Here is an 18,261-nt window from a genome sequence, read left to right on the forward strand (position 1 = left end):
TCGCGCTGTAAAGGCGGGCTTGCCCGCCGACGGAAATCAGTCGGGCGCCGCCATTGCCTGACCAGAGCGTTTGTGGGCCGATCGCCCTCTCGGAAGGCCAAGGCGCGGTCCTCTGCTGGTGACAGGATGCAGCCTGCGCGCATGACAGGATCGGAACGGCCCGATCACGGCCCCGTACCGGCTATGCACTTGAAGCCATGAAGCGGCAGACGTCCTCGGGAGCGATTTGCACCCGGATTTCTGCCCGAACGGCATCCAGCCCGTAAGTTGCGAGATCTTCGTTGAAGTCCCCCATCATGGGCGAGAGCGTGATGGCCTCGATCCCGACTTCGTGCGCCCGGTCCACCAGGCTATCGCAGGCGCTGTCACCTGCCGGATCGTTGTCGCGGACGATATAGAGCCTGCGCAGTTGCGGCGGGAACAGGATGGCAGCGAGGTGTCCGGCCGAGAGCGCGGAAACCATCGGCATGGTTGGCAGAGCCTGACGCAGCGACAGGATGGTTTCGATACCTTCCCCCGCTGCCATGACATCCCTCACGCACCCGAAACGAACCGCATGTCCGAGCAGGTCGCCCATTGCCTTCCTCGGCGGATCGAGAGGTGCCTTGCCAGAACCGTCAGGGGCCAGCCATGTGCGGTGTGCGCCGGTGATCCTGCCATCGAGGTCGGTGACGGCGGCGATCATGGCGGGCCATGTTTCGGTCGGGCCATCGTCCTCAGGCCGCCAGTAGCAGTTGGGGTGAAGGCGCAGATTTGCGGTCTGGCGTAAATCCGTAATGCCGCGTCCGCGTAAATACGCTTCTGCGGTACTGCCGATCAGCGGCTGCGTCATGCGCCAGAGGCGGCGTGCCGCCTCGGATGATCCCGATGGTGCCGGCGTTCGAGACTGACGGGATGGCGGCTGCGGTTCAGGATGCGGCAGGCTGAGGAAACGCCGGGCTTCTTCGGCAACGTCTGCGAAGTCGATCAGACCGAGCGAGTCCCGGATCACGTCGAGCAGATCGCCATATTCCCCCGTGGCCGAGTCCTGCCATTTACCGGCAATGCCTTTCACGCTGTCGTGCAGCCGGACGAACATCGAGCGGCCAGCGGTGTTTCGGACATCGCCAACCTGCCAGTAGTTACCCTGTTTGCGCCCATTCGACAGATAGTGACGGCACACCGCCTCGGCCTGTCGGCCGAGACGCTGCGCCAGTTCGGAAGCGTTGAGACGCGCCATTATGCGGCCTCCCGCTCACCGATGCGTTCAACCGCGAAGCGGTCAAGCAGTTTGCCTGTGATCTCCGGTCCCATCGCGCCGACCGGCACGAAGAAGCGCAACTTCCACGAGATGATCTCGCTGAAGAGTCCATAGGCCCGCAGCCGGTCACGCATCGCGTCAGTAAAGCCGGTCAGTTCGATCCGGTTGGCGCCCATGACCCGGACGCGGCGCAGTTGCAGCCCTTCAGCGAGATCAAGGATCGTGCGACCTTCGATCAGCGCTGCATATGCGGCATCCGGTGTCAGGTTGCTGGTGACGCCACTGGTCGAGGCATTGGCAGCCCATGCCGGCGATACCCGGCGACCGATGATGCGTTCGCCCTCGTCGGTCTGGAGGCGATAGACGCGGGAGGAGTCCTGCGGCAGGCGTTTCCAGATCGGCAAAAGCAACCCCGTCACCATATGCAGGATGCTGTCGGTGAACTCCGGCACCTCGGCCAGTTCCGCCTTCCAGGCCACGGTGAAGGCGGCATGGTCGGCCTCGATCCAATGGGTCTCGCCCATCGCCCGCACCGGAATGTTCATCGCCTCCATAGGCCGGATCAGCCGCACGCGCCGTTCGATCTCGCCATCATCCAGCATGACGCTGGTGGTCGGGATCTGCACGGCGGCACGACCAGATCGCTCGTTGATGAGCAATCTAGCGCGGGGATCATCCAGTTCCGCCAGGGCGGCATCGAGCGTGACCGGCTGATTGCGTTTGCGCTCGGTGAGCGTCAGGAGCCGCGTTTCCGCCCCTGTGCCCGGATGGGTGTGGATCACCTGTCGGTCTGTGACGATGAAGCTTTCGGCCTTCAGCGTTTCCAGCCCCATGTCATAGGTGCCGGATGCCATCGCCCCGTCGATCCGGGCCTGCAGAAGCTGCTCGAAGGCGGAGAACAGGATGCCCTGCAACTCGATGGTCAGCGCCAGCAGGCGGTTGAGGAAGGTGGTGATCGGCGGCAGGTCGTCCTTCACACCGTTGCTGTCCATCAGCTTCAGGCCGGTGGCGGATTCAAACCGTTCGAGCGAGCATCCCTCGACCTTGCCGCGCACGATCAACAGGTAGAGCTGGCGCAACGCATCGCGGGCATAGGCGGATTCCAGATTGTCTTCGGGACGGAACAGCCCCTGACCGCCGGTCTGGCGCTGGCCGCGTGTGATGGCGCCCAGCGTATCGAGGCGACGGGCGATGGTGCTGAGGAACCGCTTCTCGGCTTTGACATCCGTGGCGATGGGTCGGAAGAGTGGCGGCTGCGCCTGATTGGTCCGGTTGGTGCGGCCCAGCCCCTGAATGGCGGCATCGGCCTTCCAGCCCGGCTCCAGCAGGTAATGCACGCGCAGCCGTTGGTTCTGCGCCGAGAGTTCGGCGTGATAGCTGCGTCCCGTGCCACCGGCATCAGAGAAGACCAGAATCCGCTTCTGGTCATCCATGAAGGCCGAAGTCTCGGCAAGGTTGGCAGAGGGTGCACGGTTCTCGACCGCAAGGCGTGCCGATGCACCGTCGCCCTTGCGCACGATCCGGCGCGAACGCCCCGTAACCTCCGCCACCATATCCGTGCCGAAGCGCTGCACGATCTGGTCGAGCGCACCCGGGACAGGTGGAAGCGAACCCATCTGCTCCAGCATCTCGTCGCGTCGCGCTACAGCTTCGCGGCACTCAACCGGCTGACCGTCGCGGAAGACGGGGCGTGACGACAGGTTGCCCTCGCCATCGGTGAAGGGTTCATAGAGCTGCACCGGAAAGGAATGCTGCAAATACGAGCCGACATATTCCCTCGGAGTGACATCGACGGAAATATCGTTCCATTCCTCGGTCGGGATCTCGGAAAGCCGCCGCTCCATCAGCGCTTCGCCGGTCGAGACAATCTGGATGACAGCGGCATGGCCCGCTTCCAGATCGGCCTCAATGGAGCGGATCAGGGTCGGTGTTTTCATGGAGGTCAGCAGATGGCCGAAGAAGCGCTGCTTGGTGCTCTCAAACGCCGAACGCGCCGCCGACTTCGCCTGCCGGTTCAGCGTGCCCTCGCTGCCGGTGATGTTTGCCGCTTCCATCGCAGCATCGAGATTGTTGTGAATGACGGCAAAAGCCCCGGCATAGGCATCATAGATGCGGCGCTGTTCGTCCGTGAGCAGATGCTCGATCAGTTCATATTCGACGCCATCATAGGAGAGCGAGCGGGCGGTATAGAGGCCGAGAGATCGCAGGTCGCGGGCCAGCACTTCCATAGCCGCAACGCCGCCAGCTTCGATCGCCTCGACGAACTCGGCACGCGTCTGGAACGGAAAATCCTCACCACCCCAGAGGCCGAGGCGCTGCGCATAGGCGAGATTGTGGACTGTGGTGGCGCCGGTCGCCGAGACATAGACCACACGGGAATCGGGCAGCGCGTGTTGGAGCCGCAGGCCCGCACGTCCCTGCTGCGAAGCGGCGACATCGCCGCGTTCTCCTTTTCCGCCACCGGCATTCTGCATGGAATGGCTCTCGTCGAAGATAATGGCTCCATCGAAATCGGCCCCCAACCATTCGACGATCTGTTTGACGCGCGAAACCTTCTCCCCCCGGTCGTCGGAGCGCAGCGTGGCATAGGTGGTAAAAAGGATGCCTTCCGACAGCGTGATCGGCTTGCCCTGCGGGAAGCGTGACAGAGGCGTGACCAGCAACCGTTCCATGCCAAGCGCCGACCAGTCGCGCTGCGCGTCCTCGATCAGCTTGTCGGATTTGGAGATCCAGATCGCCTTGCGCCGACCGCGCAGCCAGTTGTCGAGAATGATGGCGGCCGATTGGCGGCCCTTGCCAGCGCCGGTTCCGTCACCGAGCATGAAGCCCCGGCGAAAGCGGATCGATCCGGCACCATCCTCGGGTGCGGCGTTCACGTTGTCGAAATGCTCGTCCACGGTCCAGGCGCCGTCGAGATGATCGGCATGGGCTTCACCGGCATAGATCACCGTTTCAAGCTGGGCGTCCGACAGACGCGCACAGATGTCAGCGGGCAGCAAGGGCCGGTAGGAAGGCTTGGGCGGTGCGACCGAGGCCATGGCGGCGGATTGCACCAGCTTGGTCGGATGCGGCTGTGCGCCAGCAATGCGCAGCGATTGCAGCGCATATTCCTCATAGATGGCGTCGGACAGGCGAGCGCCTTCCGGCGGTGCCCAGTCCACGGTGTCATAGGCGAGTTCGACGCCCTCGGGATCGTTGGCCGGAGCAGCGGCAGGCCGCGCAGCTGGCGAGCGGGCCAGATAGCCTCGCACGGTTTTCGGCGCGGTGGCCGAAGCGGAAACCACGATCTTCGGCAATGACACTGGCAGGCGCGGCGGAACCTGCGCTTCGATCCAGCCGATCAGCGTGGCGACATCGGGCGCGATCCCTAGCGATACCGGAAAAATGCCCGGATCGTCGGCGGGCAGTTTGTCGATAACGGTCAGCCGCGTGTCGATCGTGGTGCCGTGCTTTGCATAGACCGCGCCGTCGACGGCAGCGCTGAACACCACACGGCCACGCGCCTGCAAGCGGATGAAGGCGTCCCGCCATGCCGGAGCTTCGGGGCCAAAGCCTGCGCCGGTGATCGTCACCAGCCGACCGCCCGGTGCAAGACGGGCCAGCGCCGAGGCAACATGGCGGTAGGCGGCATCGGCGACACGCCCACTGACATTGGCCATGACCGAGAATGGCGGGTTCATCAGCACCACGGACGGGACGGCATCCGGGGCCAGATGATCGTCGATCTGGGCGGCGTCGAACCGGTTGACGGCAAAGGCCGGAAAGAGCTCGGCAAGCAGTTCAGCGCGGGTATCGGCCAGTTCGTTGAGGATCAGCGAGCCGCCGATGGTCTGCACCAAGATCGCCAGAAGGCCGGTGCCAGCGGACGGTTCCAGCACCCTGTCATCAGGTGTGATCGCGGCGGCTGTCAGAGCGGCAAGGCCGAGGGGGATCGGCGTCGAAAATTGCTGGAAGTTCTGGCTTTCCTCGGAACGCCGGGTCTGCGTGGGCAATAGTCCCGCGATCTTTGCCAACACGGAAACCCGTGTAGCCGGAGACGCGGCTTTACGGAAAAGCGCCTTTCCGTATTTGCGCAGGAAGAGAACGGTAGCGACTTCGCAGGCCTCATAGGCCAGCTTCCAGTCCCAGGCGCCTGTGGCATCGGACGCGCCGAAGGCCGTTTCCATAGCACCGCGCAATGTCACGGCATCGATGCGCTGGCCGCGTTCGAGATGGGGGAGCAGAAGACTGGCCGCAGCCAGGATCGCGGGCGCAACCGCCAGCGGCGTGACCGGATCGGCCACGGGAAACACCATGTTCATGTCGGAAACCTCAGGAGAGCAGAAATGGAAGAGCCCGGACAGCGCGCTCTCTAGACCGCCCGGACTCAACCCGTTCCGGCCCGCCTCTGACTCTCAAAGCGCAGCATGCAAAAAGCGCCCCGACCGGATGGCGGGGCGCTTGTCGTCATCAGCCGAAGCGGCGACCGGCTTCGGTGAAAGTGTATTCGTTGGCGGCGATGGTTTCATCGACCGCCTCGTCCGAGGACAGATAATCATATTCGCGCTCAAGCTGGCGGTAGAGCCAGCGGGCCAGATCGCGCAGCGCCTCGATGATCGTCTCCTCGGCATCGCCGGTCATGTCTTGGTATGTCGGACTATCGCGCTCGACCGAGATCGCCATGCAATATTCGTGGTAATAATGGCCGCGATGGCTGGCATCGGCGCAAAGCTGATAGAAGTTGCGGCGCTGGACCGCCTGAAGGGCATCGGCGATACGATGCAATTCGGTGTCCTGCGGGGCGTATTCTCTGATCCGGCGCGGCCCATGTTTCTGGTAGGAGTACCAGGATTCAAAGCAGGCACCGTCACCTTGTGAACAGAAGCCGCGGAACCAGATGCAGGGTTCCTGCCGTGTGCCGCCGCCCATCAATCGGACGGTGCGGGTCTTGAGGTTCAACCCGAGGATTTCCGCAATGCGCTGGAAATCCTCATAGACGGCATCGTGCCAGTCATAGTCGAAGCCACCCTCACGATACCAGGCACGGGCCTTGTTCTTTGCCGCATCAGACAATTCGTTGAGGCGATAGACGGTGGTTTCGATGACCTCAGGCATAGGGGTCTCTCCCTTCCAGAACCGAGGAAAGCCAACCATCGGTGTATATCCAGTCCACCGTTTCGCCGGTGGAGAGATCGAGAACATGCGCGCCGCCACCAAATCCGTCGATTCGCGGTTTTGAGCAGCTGTTTGCGTATTGAAGGCCCCATAGGCCCGTCAGGCGGAACTCGGTGGCGCAGCGTTTGACGAACTGGATGACGTGCTCGGGATCGCCGGTGACATCATCACGCATCCAGAGTTGCGTGCCGCCATGTTCTGGCTGGATGGAGAGCAGGAAGCCGTCCGAAGGCGGGTCTTCGGCGGAATTGGCAACCGCTAGAGCATTGTAGAGCTCAAGCGCGCGGGCGGCGTTTTCGGGGGTGCCCACATCGAGGAGGCAGGAAAAGTGCGTGTAATAGTCGGCCATGACGGTCTCCGGACATGACATGGCCCGGCGTATGGCCGAGCCGAATGGGATGGAAAGGGTGAAGCTCAGGCGGCCTGCGGCAAGCGGAGCAGATCGGCCGAGGTTTCGCGCCAGTATGGATCGACCAACCGGGCCTCCAGCGCAGCGGCGCGGTAACGCAGCCGTCTCGCATCACCGGGGTCCGAGGCCCGGAATGCCATACCGCGCAGGCGGCTGGCCTCGGTCACGATCCTGCCTGCCTCGGCATCGGATGCGACTGGCTGTTGCCAAAGGATAATGCCGGCGCGGATTTCACCGGCGAGGACCAGGCGCTGATCTCGGTCCTGAATGAGCATGATGCGCGGCTGAAAATACGGGAGGCTGTCCGGCCCCGTGCAAATATCACCGCGCGCCACGCGCAAGGCCGCGGCCTGGATGGCCTCTTCCGGTGACGTGCTTTCCCCAAGCGGGATCACGCGGTCAAAGCTGTTCGCCGCGTCACTGGCGTCATAGCTGGCCACACCGAGGCACGAGATGCGCAGCGGCAGCTTCTGCGCCCGATAAAGCGCGGGCAGAACATCGGCTGCCAGAATCTGACCGATGGAGCGGAAGGTTTCAGAACGGGCAAAGGTCATCGGGATCACTCCATGACGGGCGCCGGTGAGCCTCTCTCTCCGACCCTGAACCCGTCACGGCCGAACGGCCCGCACTCTTCCTCTCTGACCGGGGCAGCCCGGTTCCGCCGTCGGCGATGGGCAACCATCGCGACGCGCTGAAGGCCCGGTCGCGGGCTTGTCGCGGCCAGGCCGTCGGGGATGAGGCGCGGTCGCGCCTTACCCCCAAGGATCCAGCTCCAGCTTCACCATGTCGTCGTCGCCGTCGAACTCGGCGGCGGGACAAGCGGCGTGGGTGCCGTCCCCGGCCTGGAACACGACGATCTCGACCATCAGCGTGGCGGCGAGGCTGGCGGCGAAGGCGGTGGCATCTGCATAGGACATGGGTTCCGGCTCCTGTCTTTGGAGGCGGGGGACCATCCCCCGCGCGACAGGCGCCCGAAGTGTCTGACCGGATCTGCAATCACCCTCGGGCGTTCGGACTTTTTCCGAATCCCCGAGGGCGGCAAGCGAAGCGTCAAGCCGACCCTTCACGGGTTGAATGTCAAAGAGACGGATCGGACCAAGGTTTGCTAATGGAAGCGGGGGTGGTTCTTCGCGTCTGACAGGATTCCGGATACCCGTCGCAGATGCTCTGCCGCGCCAGCCTTGCCGCCATGCTGGCATCAGGATCGTGTTCCCTCAGGCCGGAGACGGCACCCACGCCGCTTGTCCTGATGGGGATGGCGGATTGCATGGTGAAGCCGGATTGACCCCGTCCGGTGCAGACCTCCCATCCTCACGGCCCGACACCCTGCGATCGGGTCTTCAGCTCCAAAGCCCATCGGCAATTTCTCGGGCGATCATCGCGCGCGCCTTCATTATAAGGTCGTCGCCCGAGGTATCGATATGACCGAAGAAACGGGCACGAGCACCATGAGCCGTCCAGTCGGCGTAGCGGCAATATTCACGCGCACTAAGCCGAAAAACCCGCATGTGTTCGGCACAATGGGGCTTTGGCTCCACGACAACAGTGATGCCATCGCGGATTTCGGTCCACGGTAAGGTTCGATCCGACGGGGGATGTTCGCGGTCTTCCAGAAAAATCTGATCGATGTCGATGCTGATCGGCATGGCGGCTTTCCAAAGAAAAAGCCCGATCACGAGGACCGGGCGAGTTACGGAAACGGGGCGGTTGGAACGAGGCGACCGAAGCCGCCCCGCATGAGTGCTATTCAGCAGCGACCATATGCTGATCTTCCTCGTCGTCAGCCGGGTCGTCCTCGCCATCGCCGGAGAGGAAATCGGGCAGATCGTCGGCTTCCGCCGCAGCGCCTGATGCCGGATCGACTTCGATACCATCTTCCACCATGCGCAGCGGCTCGGGCAGCCAGCCGGTATCCGCAAGCAGGCGTTCAGCTTCCTTGGCCATGTCGCCCTTCTTGAGGTGTCCGATCAGTTCAGCGGCGCGGTCTCCGGCTCCTTCGCGCACGGCTTCAAGGATACGCGGCTTGGTCACGCGACCGAGATAATTGCCAACCGTCGGCCGCCAGCCGACAGCCACCATGTCGAGGCCGGTCGAACGCGCGAGCCGGTCAGCCTGCGACAGGCGGATGTCCAGCCCGTGCTGACTAACGCCCGCGCCGCTGTAAGGGTTGGGCTTTTCATAGAGCGCGTTGACACCGTAGCTGACGCAATGGGCGAGCAGGTCCATGCGCGACCCATCATCCAGAACAGTCAGCCAATCCCAGAGGGCGGCATCGTCTGCCGGGACATGATCGCCCCAGCGTTCGTGCCGATCTGCAATGGATTTGGCCGAGGCGCTGTCGCGCAGATCCTCCGCCTGTGCGGGCAGATGAACTTCCCGGACCTGTGCTTCCAGGCAACCCTTGCCGGAATGCGGCATGAAGCAATCCATGACCAGCCGGTGCAGCAGTGCCGTCATGGCGACATGCGGGTTCACGGCCACCGCATCCCGCAGCGCCAGCGTGCGATGCGCGGTCAGCTCGCTGACCAGGCGATCGGGCAGCGGCCTGATGGTGTCGGCCTCGTCTTCCTCCTCGGTTTCGACCGGCTGGCCGCCCAGCGCGATAACCGCGCGCGCACGGCTCGCCTCCGGTTCTGCCCGCTGGATCACCTCGCCGGTTTCCGGGTCGACGATCTCGGCCTCCGGTTCCGCAGGCGTTTCATCCTCGGCGCGAACATAGCCGCGCTCGATCAGCAATGCGCCATCGGCGTCGATGCTGATGAAGACACCCGCCATGCTGATCTGGTCCGGCTCGAAGGTCATCGGACGGCGCTCGAAGGTTTCCAGCGTCTGTTCGATCTCACCGAGGCGCGCGTCGATCTCGTCCGGCAGTTCGTCGGCCTCGCCATATTCCGCTTCAAGCCGCTCATATTCGTCGCGCAATGCTTCGCGGGTGGCGCGTTCATCTTCGGTCAGATCGACCGTCGTGCCGACAATCTGGCGCAGGCCATGGCCGTGACCATAGGGAAAGGTGATGGCGACCTCGATCCACTTCCAGCCCTCGGCGGCGATGGCCTCGGCCTCCGCCTTCAGCTTTTCGCCGACCAGCCGGTCGAGCAGCACCGGATCTTGCAGCCAGCCGCCATCGTCCTGCTGGAAGAGATCGCGCAGCACGCAGCCGCCAGCCTTCTCATAGGAATCGATGCCAACGAACACCGTCCGCTTGTCGGCGGCGCGGACCGTGGTTTCGGTCAGCAAGCGGCGGATGTGGTACGGTTCTTTCTGCCAGCCGTCCTTGATCGCTTCCCAGACCTGCTCCTGCCGCGCATGGTCAGAGCTGACGCTGAAAGCCATCAGCTGCTCCAGCGTCATGCCGTCCTCGGCATAGACGTTGAGCAATACCGGTGAGACGGAAACCAGACGCAGGCGCTGCTTGACCACCTTGGCATCCACGAAGAAGGCGGCGGCGATGGTTTCCTCGGTCATGCCCTTTTCGCGCATGGCCTGGAAGGCGCGGAACTGGTCGAGCGGATGCAACGGGGCGCGCTCGATGTTTTCAGCGAGTGAAACCTCATCGATCAGCACATCGGCGCTGGCCTCCGACACCACGCACGGGACCGGCGCGATTTTGGCGAGGCGCTTTTGCTTGACCAGCAACTCCAGCGCCCGGAAACGGCGACCGCCGGCGGGCACCTCGAACATGCCGGTTTCCTTGCCCTCGGCATCCACCACCGGGCGGACATGCAGGGACTGGATCAGGCCGCGACGGGCGATGGACTCGGCCAGTTCCTCGACCGAGATCCCGGCCTTGACGCGCCGGACGTTGGACTGGCTGAGCACCAGCTTGTTGAAGGGAATGTCGCGCGAGGACGACAGGGTGATCTTCTGAACGGCAGTGGCCATGTCAGTTACTCCATGACGGACGCCGGTGAGCCTCTCTCTCCGGCTATCAGCCCGTCACGAAGCGAAGCGCCGCCCTCTTCCTCTGAAGAGAGCGACGCCAGCCGCAGAACCTGAAACCCGGAAATCAGGCACTCCGGTTTTCTGTATCGGCGGATGTACGGGAAAAGCTCGCGCCGACGCGGTAGAGCAGACTTTCAGCGGCGCGGATGCTGCCAGTTTCGCGGGCGGCCTCGGTCCATACCGAGATCGGGAAATCCCCGGTGAACAGTAGATCGCGCTCGATGCCCATGCCGAAGGGCAGCCGTACCGAGGAAAGCTCCTCAAGGCTCCACGAGCCCAGCTCCGGGTAGCCGAGATCGGCCAGGCCGAACATGATGTCGCCATCGTCATCCAGTTCGGTGGCGAGCCAGACGCCTTCACCGAAGGGGATTGAAGAACTTCACGATCGGAATGTGATCCTGATCGCGGTGACGACCGTTGGCCAGAAGACGGTCGCGCTGTGTGCCGGTCAGGAGGATCATGCCGCAGCCCTCCGGTCGGTTACGCTGGCATCCTGCTCCACGGTGTCCTCGGCCGGCAGATACGACAGCAGCCAGTCTGCCGCCTTGCTCGCCTGCGAGGCTGCGCGGACAATGGCGCGAGAATCCTCGCGCATGACCTCCAGCCACGACCCGATGTAATCGGCATGGCGCACGGTCGGCACGATCCCGAGCGCAGCGCAGCTGAAAGCCGAGGTCTGTTCGGCAATCATCTCCTCGAAGGCGTATTTCTTCGAGCCGAACGAGCCGGTCAGATCGCGGTCGAGACGGCTGTGATGGCCGCTGGCGTGACCAAGCTCGTGCAGTGCCGTCCGGTGCCAGTTGATCGGCTCGAAATAGGCTTGTGGAGGCGGCACCTGCACATAGTCGAGCGACGGCATATAGAAGGCGCGATTACCACCGATACGGAAGTCGATGCCGGTGGCCTCGATCAGCGCCTCGACCCGAGGTTCGATCAGGCCGGGCGGGCGTGGCGGCGCGACTGCCGTGATGTCATCGGGCAGACCATCGCATTGCGCGGCGTTAAAGACCGTGAACCGCTTCAGGAACGGTATGGCATGAGCATCCTCACCCGTCTCGCGGGCACGGCGTTTTTCGTCCTCGGGGGTGAAACGGTCGGCATAAACGACAGTGGTGCCGCGTTCGCCCTTCCTGACGTTGCCGCCAAGCGAAAGGGCCTGGCGGAAAGTCAGCCACGCCTGACCGGGGAAGCCATGCTGGATGACCGCGCCCCAGAGGATGAGAATATTGATGCCGGAATAGGACCGGCCGGTTGAAGCATTTCTCGGCAGGCCCAGCGGGGCGGTATCAGGCGACGCACCCCAAGGCTGGACCCATGGCAACCGCCCTTGCTCCAGCTCGGCGATGATCTTGTTGGTGATGTCGTCGTAAAGGTTGCTGCGCGCGCCACCTTCCGCGAGGTTACGACCCTGTCTGGCCATCGGGATGATCTCCGCGACGGGTGCCGGAAGCCTCTCCTCCAGCTCTTAACCCGTCACGGAAAATCCGTCCGCACTCTCACTCTGAAGGGGGCGTTGCGGGGATCTCCCCGCAGAAGGGGTAGGCAGAGACCAAGGCTCGGCCGCAGGGGAAGGCTTTCCCCCTATTCGGTATGTTCCCCTGCGCTTCCTTGAAAACTGTCAGAAACTCGCGTATATTTCCAACAGGAGAAAGACGATGACACGGCTGACCGAACAGATTCTGGCACATGCGACGGGACTTCCCGAAGGGATGCCCGTGTCCGCCAAGGGCCTGCTCCACCTCGGAAACCGGGCGGCCGTGGATCAGGCATTGTCGCGTCTGTCCGAGCGCGGGCAGCTCATCCGCGCCGGTCGTGGCGTCTATCTGCGCCCCATCGCCAGTCGGTTTGGCACGCGCGCACCTTCGGTCGAGCAGGCTGTCGAGGCCCTCGCGACCCAAAAAGGGGAGATCATCGTCTCGAACGGAGCCGCCGCGGCGAACGCGCTTGGCTTGACGACGCAGGTGCCCGTCCGCTCGGTCTATCTGACCTCCGGACGCAGCCGAAAGATGCACCTCGGCAAGCAGGTCGTCGAATTGCGGCACGCGCCGCGCTGGCAACTGGCCCTGGCCAACCGCCCCGCAGGCGAGGCCGTGCGGGCGCTGGCCTGGCTCGGCCCCGAAAGGGCGGAGGCCGCGCTCACGACCTTGAAGCGGAAGATGCCGCCTGGTGTGTTCGGCGAACTGGTCGCCGCCGCGCCGCAGCTTCCGACATGGCTCGCGCAGAGCGTCGGAAAGGCGGCCTATGGCTGACGTTTTCCTCCAGCTTTCGGCCGAGGATCGGCGTGACGCGTTGGGCGTCGTCGCCGACCGTTCGGGTCGTCCCACCCATCTTCTCGAAAAGGATGTGTGGGTGGTGTGGGCGCTGGCGACCCTCTACGCGACACCGCTCGGCGAACATCTGGTGTTCAAGGGCGGGACGTCGCTGTCAAAAGCCTATCAGGTCATTCGCCGTTTTTCGGAGGATGTGGATCTGACCTACGACATTCGGGCGATTGCGCCCGATCTGGTCGGGGACAATCGCGAGGGTCTGCCGAAGACACGAAGCGAGGAAAAGCGCTGGTCCAGCGAGGTCCGCCGGCGTTTGCCGGCCTTGGTCGCAGAGACGGTGCAGCCGGTAATCGCGAAGGCCCTGGCCGCTGAAGGGCTGGCGGCGGCCGTCCGCGTCGAGGATGAGAAGCTCTTCATCGACTATGACGCGACCGCAGCCGGGTCCGGCTATGTGGCTCCAAGCGTCATGCTGGAGTTCGGCGCGCGCTCGACGGGCGAACCTGCGAGCTTGCGCGACGTCGTCTGCGACGCGGCCGGCCTGATCGAGGGGCTGCTCTTCCCGACTGCGCGGCCGCGCGTCATGCACGCGGAGCGGACGTTCTGGGAGAAGGCGACCGCCATCCACGTCTTCTGCCTCCAGGAGCGGCTGCGCGGCGACCGCTTCGCGCGACATTGGCACGATGTTGTCCGACTGGACGAAGCCGGCTTCGCGGAAGCCGCTTTTGCCGATCGCGACCTGGTCAACGCTGTCGCCCGGCACAAGTCGATGTTCTTCGCAGAGAAGGCCGCCGACCGCACGCCGATCGACTATGCAGCGGCTGTCAGCGGCGGCTTGCAACTCGTGCCGGTCGGCGATGGCGCGAAGGCGTTGGAGGATGACTATGCCCGCATGGTTGAGGATGGACTGCTCTTCGACGACGAGGAGCCGTTCGAAGCGCTCATGGCGCAGTGCGCTGATATAGCCGCGCGCGCGAACAGAGCAGCCGAGTAAGAAACTGGGAGGACCGGGGGTATATGAGCGAAGTCGAAGAAGAGCGAAAATTCCAGTTTCTGCGGGACGGCGATGCCGAGCCATCTGAACTGGACTGGAACAAGGGGATCGAGAGCGCCCGCAAGGCGATTTCCGAGGCCATGAACGCCAAGAATATCGCATTTCTGCTCGGCGCCGGATGTTCTTCCCTGATGAAGGACAAAAAGGAACTCGGCATTGCGACCATGGCGCCGCTGGCCAAGGAGTTTTGCGGCGAAACCATCGAGGCACGCGCGGCAGGATTCTACAGCGATCCGCCAACAGCCGGCGCTGTACCGGCGCCGTGGCGGCTAACCAAAGACGAACTCGACTATCTCGATGCGCTCGGGGTCAACCTGGCGAAGGACTACAGCCGTAACCTGGAACGCTTGATGGAGGTGCTGTTCGCGCAACGGTTCGTGCTGCGCCAGAGCGAGAATCCCGATCTTCACCCCTATCGCGCTGTTCTCGACGGCATCATCAAGAAGGTCCAGGACTTCCTATGGACCCGTGTCACCCAAGGGGCCTTCGCCACGGAGGGCGACACGACCGTGCGCGACCTCTACGAGCGTTTCTACAAGAAACTGGTCCTACGCGATCGGTCCTTGCCCCGGCCCTGGGTGTTCACGACCAACTACGATCATTTCAGCGAATTGGCGATGGATCGCCTGGGCATTCCCTATGCCAACGGTTTTTCCGGCGTCGTGGAACGCCGCTTCAACCCGGCGATCTTCCGCTATGCTCTGGCCGAGCAGCTCGACGTCGCCAGCCGCAAGTGGACCGCCGTGGACGCCTTCGTCTATCTCTGCAAATTGCATGGTTCGGTCACTTGGACCGAGGACGATCATGGCCTCTTCCCGATCAAGGAAGTCTGGCCACCGGAATCCACGAACCAGATGCTGATCTATCCGACGCCGGCGAAGCAGAACTCTTCGCTCGGCTCGCCCTACGCAGACCTGTTCCGGGAATTTCAGTCCCGGATAGTGCGCGAGCAGAGCGTTCTCATCACGGCCGGCTACGCCTTCGGCGATGAGCACCTGAACAACATCATCTACCAGGCGCTAACGATCCCGACGTTCCGTCTGGTGATCTTCGCGGCGCCGGATACGGACGGCGAGATCGCCAAGCTGCGGGCGCTGCGCGATCCGCGCATTTGGATCATTGGAGGCAATGGTCCTACCGCGGGGACGAGGGCGCACTACTTCGACATGATCGTAGAGCATTTCATGCCCCAGCGCCCCAGCGACAGGATTGATGACGCCGTCCGCAAGGTGTTGTCGGAGCTGGCGCCGAAAAGGGGCGACGAGACAAAGGATGGCGAGGCATGAGCCACGACGATCGCAAGCGGGCGATCGGCAAGGTGGTCTCGGTCGCGGCCGACCGCTTTGTCGTCGAGATGCACGTCGGCACCGACAATTTCACGGTCGTCGGCTTCGACGACGTGCATTATGTGGCGCGGCTGGGATCATTCCTGATGATTCCGTCGCAGTCGGAATATGTCGTGGTCGAGGTTGTCGGCCTGCGTGAACGCGATGCGAGCACGTCGTCCGAGCGGGGCGACTTCGACCGGGCTGGTTCCTCAAAATATCTGGATGTGGTGCCCGTCGGCATGTTGCCGATGCGCGGCGGCGCGTTCCGCTTCGGTGTGTCGGTTTTCCCGTCCCTCTATGCGGACGCACTCTATGCCCTGGACGGCGAACTCGATCGCATCTTCGAGACCGAGGCGGCCGTCGTGCCGTCAATCGGCCCGGATGGTGGCGTCTGCCAACCAGAAGGCGCCACGCGCTACCGGGTTCTGCCAATCGGCAAGTCCGTGGTGTTCGAGGACTACGACGTCAAAGTCCGTCTGAACGAGTTCTTCGGTGGCCACGTTGCCGTCCTGGGTAACACCGGCAGCGGCAAGTCATGCACGGTCGCCTCGGTACTACAGTCTCTTTTCGACAAGCCGGACGAACATCACGCTCGCGGAGCGACGTTTATCGTCTTCGACGTGAATGGCGAGTATCACGAGGCGCTTGCTCCTTTGGCAAAAGACGGCGGCATCGGCGTCCATCGCGTAACCCTTGATGGGACGACCGCTGGCTTTCGGATGCCACACTGGTTCCTGGAAATGGCAGAATGGGAACTGCTTTTGCAGGCGAGCGAGCGAACGCAACTGCCGGTTCTTCGGACGGCGTTAGGTCTGACAAGTCTCTTTCATGCCAACACGCCAGACGCTCTGGCGCTGCGCGAACACTTTGTCGCCACTTGCATCATCGAGTGCTTTCGAGGTGCGGATGGCGACTCCCCAGTGTCGAAGTTTCAGCGCGTCGTTTCCCTTCTTCAGAAGTATCCGACGAACGATCTGAATATGGCGTTGTTGAACCGCTTCAGTCCGAATTTTCAATACGGAAATTTTTCTGGCAACAACCAATCGGCATTTCTGGATGAAGTAAGGAAGAAGCTCCAGAAGGATGCTCCCTTACCAGCCTACAATCGGACGCCGTTCTCTTTCGATGAGCTGCACGAATGTCTGGATTTCGCGATCCTTTATGAGGAGGCCCACGGCAACCGCCAAATCCGAGATTACTGCTCGTCCATGGTCACGCGGCTCCGATCTCTCCAAGAGAGGACTGAATATGCCTTTTTACGTCACGAAGGAGCTGACGTTGGTGCGGCTGTAAGCGATCTGGAGTTCTTGACCAACATCGTCGGTCTGGAAAGGGCTGTTGGTGAAGCGTTCACCAAACGCAATCAAGTCATTATCATTGATCTGAATTCCGTCGAAGATGAAATCGTTGAGCTGGTCAGTGCGGTCATCGCACGCATGCTTTTCCGGTTTCTTCGTCATGCGGAACCAAGAAACCGCTTCCCGATACACCTGCTCCTCGAAGAGGCTCACAGGTATATTGCCTCTACGCCCTCCCGGTTTTCCATCGACGCAACCAAGATATTCGAGCGCATCGCCAAGGAAGGACGCAAATACGGCATGTTCGTGCTCTTGGCATCACAACGCCCGAGTGAGCTGTCCAAGACGGTTCTCAGCCAGTGCTCCAATTTCCTGGTTCACCGCATCCAGAACCCCGACGATCTTTCTCAGATTCGGCAGATGACGCCGTTCATCTCGGATTCCGTCTTGAAGCGTTTGCCGTCATTGCCTCGGCAGCACGCGCTGGTGTTCGGAACATCGGTCAATCTCCCGACGACATTCAAGGTGCGGGAGGCATCACCGCGGCCGCGCAGCGACGATACCGCCGTGGTCGATTTGTGGTTCCACGAAGAAGGTCGAGCCGCCGACATTCGACTCGCTCCGGCCGATACCGCTGGAGGGGAGCCGATGGCAGTAAACGAAGCGTCAGACGATGACATCTTCTGACCATCTGGAGACCCTGGCGCAGGCGCTGGAGGCCACGGGAGACTACCGGGTCATCCGGCGTCTCAAACCGCGCCCTCGCATCGTTCCTCCGCCAGGCACGCCGCTGCGCCTCGGCCTGGTGGTCGATGTGGAGACCACGGGGCTCGACCCTCAGCGCGACGAGATCATCGAACTCGCCATGACACCATTCAACTACGGCTTGGATGGCACCATTTTCAGCGTGGGCGACAGCTTCCAAGGGCTGCGTCAGCCGAGCAAGCCTATCGCCCCGGAAATCACCGCGATCACGGGCATCACCAACGAGATGGTGGCCGGCCAGATTGTTGATCCCGCAGCGGTAGCCTCATTCGCAGCGCCGGCTTCGCTCGTCATCGCGCACAATGCGGCGTTCGACCGCCGCTTCCTCGAACGATTCAACGACGTGTTCTCGACGAAGCCGTGGGCATGCTCGCTCAGCCAGATCGATTGGGCAGCAGAGGGGTTCGAGGGCACGAAACTCGCCTATCTCGCTCAGGCCGCCGGCTTCTTCTACGACCGCCACCGCGCGATGCACGACTGTCTTGCTACGGTCGAGTTGTTGGCGATGTGGCTGCCCCGATCTGGCGCTACAGGTCTCAGCCGTCTCCTGGACGGCGCTCGTACCGTTTCTTGGCGAATCTGGGCGGAGAACGCGCCCTTTGACCTCAAGGATGTCCTTAAAGCGCGGGGGTACCGCTGGAACGGCGATCCCGGCCCGCAGCCGCGCGCCTGGTATATTGACGTTCCCGAGGCTCAGTGCGAGGCCGAACTACGGTTCTTGAGAACGGAAATCTATCGGTATGAGGTCGATCCCCCGGTTCGGCGGATCGATGCTTATGATCGGTTTTCAGACAGGATCTGAGTGCC

14 protein-coding genes and 1 pseudogene are annotated in these 18,261 nt (G+C 62.8%); 5 read left to right on the forward strand and 10 right to left on the reverse strand.

Features of this window, described 5'->3' with window-relative positions:
* Window positions 1–181 precede the first annotated feature (181 nt).
* From BJ122_RS08755 to BJ122_RS08800, 10 genes and pseudogenes are all read right to left on the reverse strand, one after another.
* The gene (locus BJ122_RS08755; protein ID WP_110780691.1) at window positions 182–1,219 is read right to left on the reverse strand and encodes a DUF7146 domain-containing protein; all 1,038 of its coding nucleotides are present in this window, start codon (window positions 1,217–1,219) and stop codon (window positions 182–184) included.
* Window positions 1,219–5,541: a strawberry notch-like NTP hydrolase domain-containing protein gene (locus tag BJ122_RS08760; RefSeq protein ID WP_110780692.1), complete on the reverse strand. Its 4,323-nt coding sequence runs from the start codon at window positions 5,539–5,541 to the stop codon at window positions 1,219–1,221. The genes BJ122_RS08755 and BJ122_RS08760 overlap by 1 nt, the downstream gene beginning before the upstream one ends.
* A 148-nt stretch (window positions 5,542–5,689) precedes the next feature.
* The gene (locus tag BJ122_RS08765; RefSeq protein ID WP_110780693.1) at window positions 5,690–6,334 is read right to left on the reverse strand and encodes an antitoxin of toxin-antitoxin stability system; all 645 of its coding nucleotides are present in this window, start codon (window positions 6,332–6,334) and stop codon (window positions 5,690–5,692) included.
* Window positions 6,327–6,743, reverse strand: coding sequence for a hypothetical protein (locus tag BJ122_RS08770; protein ID WP_110780694.1), 417 nt, complete (start codon window positions 6,741–6,743; stop codon window positions 6,327–6,329). The genes BJ122_RS08765 and BJ122_RS08770 overlap by 8 nt, the downstream gene beginning before the upstream one ends.
* A 65-nt stretch (window positions 6,744–6,808) precedes the next feature.
* On the reverse strand, window positions 6,809–7,357 hold the full coding sequence (locus BJ122_RS08775) for a hypothetical protein (protein ID WP_181418909.1): 549 nt from the start codon (window positions 7,355–7,357) through the stop codon (window positions 6,809–6,811).
* A 198-nt stretch (window positions 7,358–7,555) separates the two neighbouring features.
* Window positions 7,556–7,720: a hypothetical protein gene (locus tag BJ122_RS08780; RefSeq protein ID WP_015740132.1), complete on the reverse strand. Its 165-nt coding sequence runs from the start codon at window positions 7,718–7,720 to the stop codon at window positions 7,556–7,558.
* Between the two features lie 423 nt (window positions 7,721–8,143).
* A complete protein-coding gene (locus BJ122_RS08785; protein ID WP_110780696.1) occupies window positions 8,144–8,449 on the reverse strand; it encodes a hypothetical protein in 306 nt (101 codons plus the stop codon).
* 97 nt (window positions 8,450–8,546) lie between these two features.
* Complete coding sequence (locus BJ122_RS08790; RefSeq protein ID WP_110780697.1) at window positions 8,547–10,685, reverse strand: ParB/RepB/Spo0J family partition protein; 2,139 nt, start codon at window positions 10,683–10,685, stop codon at window positions 8,547–8,549.
* Window positions 10,686–10,809: 124 nt separating this feature from the next.
* Window positions 10,810–11,206: pseudogene (locus BJ122_RS08795) on the reverse strand (DUF2958 domain-containing protein).
* Window positions 11,203–12,165 carry an ArdC family protein gene (locus tag BJ122_RS08800; protein ID WP_110780698.1) on the reverse strand — a complete coding sequence of 321 codons (963 nt, stop codon included), beginning with the start codon at window positions 12,163–12,165 and terminating at the stop codon, window positions 11,203–11,205. The pseudogene BJ122_RS08795 and the gene BJ122_RS08800 overlap by 4 nt, the downstream one beginning before the upstream one ends.
* A 235-nt stretch (window positions 12,166–12,400) precedes the next feature.
* Here BJ122_RS08800 and BJ122_RS08805 point away from each other — a divergent pair, with 235 nt between their 5' ends.
* The 5 genes from BJ122_RS08805 to BJ122_RS08825 are packed head-to-tail and all read left to right on the forward strand — an operon-like array spanning window position 12,401 to window position 18,256.
* Entirely contained in the window at window positions 12,401–12,994 is a 594-nt protein-coding gene (locus BJ122_RS08805) for a DUF6088 family protein (protein ID WP_010335695.1), read from the forward strand.
* Window positions 12,987–14,003: a nucleotidyl transferase AbiEii/AbiGii toxin family protein gene (locus BJ122_RS08810; protein ID WP_110780699.1), complete on the forward strand. Its 1,017-nt coding sequence runs from the start codon at window positions 12,987–12,989 to the stop codon at window positions 14,001–14,003. The genes BJ122_RS08805 and BJ122_RS08810 overlap by 8 nt, the downstream gene beginning before the upstream one ends.
* A 23-nt stretch (window positions 14,004–14,026) precedes the next feature.
* Entirely contained in the window at window positions 14,027–15,349 is a 1,323-nt protein-coding gene (locus BJ122_RS08815; RefSeq protein ID WP_075657496.1) for an SIR2 family protein, read from the forward strand.
* A complete protein-coding gene (locus tag BJ122_RS08820) occupies window positions 15,346–17,376 on the forward strand; it encodes an ATP-binding protein (protein WP_110780700.1) in 2,031 nt (676 codons plus the stop codon). The genes BJ122_RS08815 and BJ122_RS08820 overlap by 4 nt, the downstream gene beginning before the upstream one ends.
* The gene (locus tag BJ122_RS08825; protein ID WP_015740125.1) at window positions 17,363–18,256 is read left to right on the forward strand and encodes a 3'-5' exonuclease; all 894 of its coding nucleotides are present in this window, start codon (window positions 17,363–17,365) and stop codon (window positions 18,254–18,256) included. Before BJ122_RS08820 ends, BJ122_RS08825 begins: the two co-directional genes overlap by 14 nt.
* The last annotated feature ends 5 nt before the right edge of the window (window positions 18,257–18,261 follow it).

The sequence above is a fragment of the Rhodopseudomonas faecalis genome (genome assembly GCF_003217325.1).
In the GTDB taxonomy this organism is placed as follows: domain Bacteria; phylum Pseudomonadota; class Alphaproteobacteria; order Rhizobiales; family Xanthobacteraceae; genus Rhodopseudomonas; species Rhodopseudomonas faecalis.

Bases quoted from the DNA above. Each gene is read 5' to 3' on its own strand.
- BJ122_RS08755 (WP_110780691.1), bottom strand. From the start codon at position 1,219: ATGGCGCGTCTCAACGCTTCCGAACTGGCGCAGCGTCTCGGCCGACAG.
- BJ122_RS08760 (WP_110780692.1), bottom strand. From the start codon at position 5,541: ATGAACATGGTGTTTCCCGTGGCCGATCCGGTCACGCCGCTGGCGGTT.
- BJ122_RS08765 (WP_110780693.1), bottom strand. From the start codon at position 6,334: ATGCCTGAGGTCATCGAAACCACCGTCTATCGCCTCAACGAATTGTCT.
- BJ122_RS08770 (WP_110780694.1), bottom strand. From the start codon at position 6,743: ATGGCCGACTATTACACGCACTTTTCCTGCCTCCTCGATGTGGGCACC.
- BJ122_RS08775 (WP_181418909.1), bottom strand. From the start codon at position 7,357: ATGACCTTTGCCCGTTCTGAAACCTTCCGCTCCATCGGTCAGATTCTG.
- BJ122_RS08780 (WP_015740132.1), bottom strand. From the start codon at position 7,720: ATGTCCTATGCAGATGCCACCGCCTTCGCCGCCAGCCTCGCCGCCACG.
- BJ122_RS08785 (WP_110780696.1), bottom strand. From the start codon at position 8,449: ATGCCGATCAGCATCGACATCGATCAGATTTTTCTGGAAGACCGCGAA.
- BJ122_RS08790 (WP_110780697.1), bottom strand. From the start codon at position 10,685: ATGGCCACTGCCGTTCAGAAGATCACCCTGTCGTCCTCGCGCGACATT.
- BJ122_RS08800 (WP_110780698.1), bottom strand. From the start codon at position 12,165: ATGGCCAGACAGGGTCGTAACCTCGCGGAAGGTGGCGCGCGCAGCAAC.
- BJ122_RS08805 (WP_010335695.1), top strand. From the start codon at position 12,401: ATGACACGGCTGACCGAACAGATTCTGGCACATGCGACGGGACTTCCC.
- BJ122_RS08810 (WP_110780699.1), top strand. From the start codon at position 12,987: ATGGCTGACGTTTTCCTCCAGCTTTCGGCCGAGGATCGGCGTGACGCG.
- BJ122_RS08815 (WP_075657496.1), top strand. From the start codon at position 14,027: ATGAGCGAAGTCGAAGAAGAGCGAAAATTCCAGTTTCTGCGGGACGGC.
- BJ122_RS08820 (WP_110780700.1), top strand. From the start codon at position 15,346: ATGAGCCACGACGATCGCAAGCGGGCGATCGGCAAGGTGGTCTCGGTC.
- BJ122_RS08825 (WP_015740125.1), top strand. From the start codon at position 17,363: ATGACATCTTCTGACCATCTGGAGACCCTGGCGCAGGCGCTGGAGGCC.